Source organism: Burkholderia sp. E168m23, from assembly GCF_016586125.1.
Taxonomy (GTDB): domain Bacteria; phylum Pseudomonadota; class Gammaproteobacteria; order Burkholderiales; family Burkholderiaceae; genus Burkholderia; species Burkholderia orbicola.
Genome location: NZ_BCPP01000660.1, coordinates 1 through 4,151 on the forward strand (window position 1 = coordinate 1; position 4,151 = coordinate 4,151).

The following is a 4,151-nucleotide window of genomic DNA, read 5'->3' on the forward strand; positions in this document are numbered from 1 at the left end:
ACGATGACGGCGGCAGACTTGATGACCGATCCGCGCAACGACGACAAGAACCTGTGGGTAGGCTGGGACGAGTATCATCGTCTGATCGAGCTGCTCGCGCTCCAGGTGCACGCCTCCGGCTGGAAGTTCGACCAGATCCTGTGCCTCGCGCGCGGCGGCCTGCGCGTCGGCGACCAGCTGTCGCGCATCTATGACGTGCCGCTCGCGATTCTCGCGACGAGCTCGTACCGGGAAGCGGCCGGCACCGAGCAGGGCGAGCTCGACATCGCGCAGTACATCACGATGACGCGCGGCCATCTCGCGGGCAACGTGCTGCTGGTCGACGACCTCGTCGATTCCGGCGTCACGCTCGCACGCGTGCAGGAGCATCTGAAGGAGCGCTATCCGGCGGTCACGGCCGTACGTTCGGCCGTGCTCTGGTACAAGGGTTGCTCGAAGGTCAAGCCCGACTATCACACGCAGTTCCTGCCGACGAATCCGTGGATTCATCAGCCGTTCGAGGAGTGGGACACGGTTCGTCCGCACAACCTCGAGGCGTGGATCAAGCGCGGTCGCGCACAGCGCGACGGTTCGGGCGCGTAAGCGGCCGGCCGATCGAAGGAAAGCCTTGGTACGGCGCCGCTTGCGGCGCCGTTTTTCATTGGCGCGCGCGTGGCGCCACGCGGGGCGCCTTGCGGACCCGATAGGCAGGCGGCGCGGCCCCGGCTATGATGGCAGCCCTGCCACAGGTCGCGCCGGATTGCATGCGCAGCGTGGATCACGTGGTTCCACGGCAACACGGCAGGGCGGCGTTTCACGGGGGCGCGAGTAGAATAGCGCTCGTTTTGTCCGACCCGGACCCGATTATTACGCTTCATATGAACGACACGACTCACGCGACCGACGCCGCACACTCGCCGCATTCGACGCAACAACACTCGATGCGGGCGCTAGCGATAGCAGCCATCGGCGTCGTGTTCGGCGACATCGGTACCAGCCCGCTGTATTCGCTCAAGGAAGCGTTCAGCCCCGCGCACGGCATTCCGCTGACCGAAGGGTCGATTCTCGGCGTGATCTCGTTGCTGTTCTGGGCCATCTTGCTGGTGGTCGGCGTCAAGTACCTGCTGTTCGTGATGCGGGCGGACAACAACGGCGAAGGCGGCGTGCTCGCGCTGATGGCGCTGTCGCTGCGGCCGCTCGATTCGAAAACCCGTGTCGCGGGCGCGCTGATGGCGCTCGGGATATTCGGCGCGTGCATGTTCTACGGGGACGCGGTGATCACGCCGGCGATTTCCGTGATGTCGGCCGTCGAAGGTCTCGAGATCGCGACGCCGCACCTGTCCCATCTCGTGCTGCCGATCACCATCGTGATCCTGATCGCGCTGTTCTGGATCCAGCGGCACGGTACCGCGCTGGTCGGCAAGCTGTTCGGCCCGATCATGGTGCTGTGGTTCGTCGTGATCGCGGCGCTCGGTGTGTACCACATCGTTCGCGTGCCGGGCATCATCGCGGCAATCAATCCGTATTACGCGGCGTCGTTCATGGCCGACCACCTGCTGCAGGCCTACGTCGTGCTCGGCTCGGTCGTGCTGGTGCTGACCGGCGCGGAAGCGCTCTATGCGGACATGGGCCACTTCGGTGCCAAGCCGATCCGGTACGCCGCGTACGGGCTCGTGATGCCGTCGCTCGTGCTGAACTATTTCGGTCAGGGCGCGCTGCTGATCCAGAATCCGAAAGCGATCGAAAACCCGTTCTTCCTGCTGGCACCCGAATGGGGGCTGCTGCCGCTCGTCGTGCTGTCGACGGTCGCGACCGTGATTGCGTCGCAAGCGGTGATTTCCGGCGCGTACTCGCTGACGTCGCAGGCGATCCAGCTCGGCTACGTGCCGCGCATGAAGGTGCTGCATACGTCCGAGCTCGCGATCGGCCAGATCTACGTGCCGGTCGTGAACTGGCTGCTGCTGGCCGTGATCCTCTGTATCGTCGTCGGTTTCAAGAGCTCGGACAACCTCGCGGCTGCGTACGGCATCGCGGTGACGGCGACGATGGTGATCACGACCGTGCTCGCGTGCGTCGTGATGGTGAAGGTGTGGAACTGGAACCGGCTGCTGGTCGGCGCGATCATCGCGGTGTTCCTTGCGATCGACCTCGGCTTTTTCGGCGCAAACCTGCTGAAGGTCGCGCAGGGCGGCTGGCTGCCGCTCGGCATCGGCGCGCTGCTGTTCTTCCTGCTGATGACCTGGTACAAGGGGCGTCACATCGTCAAGGAACGCACGGCGGCCGACGGTATTCCGCTGGAGCCGTTCCTGCAGGGGCTGCTCGCGCATCCGCCGCACCGGGTGTCCGGCACCGCGATCTACCTGACCGGCAACGACAAGCTCGTCCCCGTCAGCCTGCTGCACAACCTGAAGCACAACAAGGTCCTGCACGAGCGGACCATTTTCCTGACGTTCGTCACGCGCGACATTCCGTACGTGCGCGACGACAAGCGCCAGAGCGCGCGCGACGCGGGCGGCGGCCTGTACATCGTCAAGGCCGAGTACGGCTTCAACGAGACGCCGGACGTGAAGGCCGTGCTCGAGGAATTCGGCCGGACGCACCACATGATGTTCGAGTTGATGGACACGTCGTTCTTCCTCGCGCGCGAAACGGTCGTGCCGACGCATCTGCCGGGGATGTCGATCTGGCGCGAGCGCGTATTCGCGTGGATGCACCAGAATGCCGCGAAGCCGACCGATTTCTTCGCGATTCCGGCGAACCGCGTCGTCGAGCTCGGGACGAAGATCGAGATCTGACGAGCGCGGCGCGCGCCGCGTTTGTCCAGATAATGAAAAAGCCCGCCTTTCGGCGGGCTTTTTTGTACGTCGACGGCTGTTCGCGTGCTCAGCGCTTCAGCTTCGCGAATGCCGCGGCCATCGCGCCGGCCGGCTCCGGTTCGCGCGAACGCTGCGGGCGGGCGGCGCCGCGCCCCGCATTGCCGCGATCCTGGCCGCCGCGCGAGGTCATGCCGGGCGCTGCCGCGTCGTCGTCGAGGCGCATCGTCAGCGCGATGCGCTGGCGCTTCACGTCGACGTCGATCACTTTCACCTTGACGACCTGGCCGGCCTTCACGACTTCGTGCGGGTCCTTGATGAACTTCGTCGACATCGCCGACACGTGGACGAGGCCGTCCTGGTGCACGCCGATATCCACGAACGCGCCGAACGCCGCGACGTTCGTCACGACGCCTTCGAGCGTCATGCCCGGCACGAGATCCGAGACCTTCTCGACGCCTTCGCGGAACGTGGCCGTCTTGAATTCCGGACGCGGATCGCGGCCCGGTTTCTCCAGTTCGGCCAGGATGTCGCGCACGGTCGGCAGGCCGAAACGTTCGTCAACAAATTCCGTCGGCGACAGACCCGACAGCGCTTCGCGGTTGCCGAGCACGTCGTCGATGCGCTTGTTGATCTTCGCGAGCATCCGCTCGACGACCGGATACGCTTCCGGGTGCACCGACGAGCGGTCGAGCGGGTTCTCGCCGCCGTTGATGCGCAGGAAGCCGGCGGCCTGTTCGAAAGTCTTGTCGCCGAGGCGCGGCACCTTGCGCAGGTGCTCGCGCGACGGGAACGGGCCGTTTGCATCGCGATAGTCGACGATGTTGCGCGCGAGCGTCGCGTTCAGGCCCGACACGCGGGCGAGCAGCGGGGCCGACGCGGTGTTCGCGTCGACGCCGACCGCGTTCACGCAATCCTCGACGACCGCGTCGAGCGAGCGGGCGAGTTCGCGCTGGTTCACGTCGTGCTGGTACTGGCCGACGCCGATCGCCTTCGGCTCGATCTTCACGAGCTCGGCGAGCGGGTCCTGCAGGCGGCGGGCGATCGACACGGCGCCGCGCAGCGATACGTCGAGATCCGGGAATTCCTTCGCGGCGAGCTCGGACGCCGAGTAGACCGATGCGCCGGCTTCCGACACGACGATCTTCTGCAGCCGCAGCTCCGGGTGTTTCGCGATCAGTTCGCTCGCGAGCTTGTCGGTTTCGCGCGATGCGGTGCCGTTGCCGATGCTGATCAGCTCGGCCTGCGTCTGCGCGGCGATGCGCGCGAGTTTTGCGATCGAGCCGTCCCAGTCGCGGCGCGGCTCGTGCGGGTAGATCGTGTCGGTCGCGAGCACCTTGCCGGTGCGGTCGACGACCG

General features: G+C 66.0%; 3 protein-coding genes. 2 read left to right on the forward strand and 1 reads right to left on the reverse strand.

Annotated features, from left to right (window positions below; translation table 11 throughout):
* Window positions 1–582, forward strand: a 582-nt coding sequence (locus JMF90_RS26885) for a phosphoribosyltransferase (protein ID WP_236598043.1), incomplete at its 5' end; no start/stop codon positions are given.
* A 275-nt stretch (window positions 583–857) separates the two neighbouring features.
* Window positions 858–2,774 carry a potassium transporter Kup gene (locus JMF90_RS26890; protein ID WP_201316957.1) on the forward strand — a complete coding sequence of 639 codons (1,917 nt, stop codon included), beginning with the start codon at window positions 858–860 and terminating at the stop codon, window positions 2,772–2,774.
* Between the two features lie 88 nt (window positions 2,775–2,862).
* Here the strand turns inward: JMF90_RS26890 and JMF90_RS26895 are convergent.
* Window positions 2,863–4,151 (reverse strand): helix-hairpin-helix domain-containing protein (locus JMF90_RS26895; RefSeq protein ID WP_201325643.1); only part of this gene is annotated, 1,289 nt, incomplete at its 5' end.